The 331-nt window shown below is 71.0% G+C and carries 1 protein-coding gene and 1 pseudogene (1 of these 2 only partly in view); both read right to left on the reverse strand.

The window, feature by feature from the left end:
* Positions 1 to 105, reverse strand: a pseudogene (locus tag F4X11_20510) (alpha-hydroxy-acid oxidizing protein); it reaches 1,191 nt to the left of the window's first position.
* Positions 106 to 176: 71 nt separating this feature from the next.
* Positions 177 to 331: dienelactone hydrolase family protein (locus F4X11_20515; protein MYN67379.1), on the reverse strand; the 155-nt coding region annotated here is incomplete at its 5' end.

Genomic DNA, 331 nt, shown 5'->3' on the forward strand with positions numbered 1-331 from the left:
GCCCGCGCCGCTGTCGAGGTACTCCCAGGCGAAGCGCGGGGTGCGGCGCCGGGCCCGCCGCCGCAGGTCCTCGACGGTCTGGTACTTGACCGAAGGGTCAGCCACGGCTCATCCTCGATCTGGCAGCGAAATGCTCGCTATGCGTGCACAACGCTGCCAGTTCCCGGCGGAAAGGGTCAGCCACGGGCTGGGGCCAGCACGTCTCCGAACAGGGCCAGCGACTGGGACCAGGCACGCTCCGCGGCGGCCTCGTTGTACGAATGCGCGTCCGGCCACGTGTAGGCGTGGTCGGCCCCGGGCAGTATGTCGACGGTGACCCGGTCGCCGAGGG

The sequence above is a fragment of the Acidobacteriota bacterium genome (assembly GCA_009861545.1).
Taxonomy (GTDB): Bacteria; Acidobacteriota; Vicinamibacteria; order Vicinamibacterales; family UBA8438; genus WTFV01.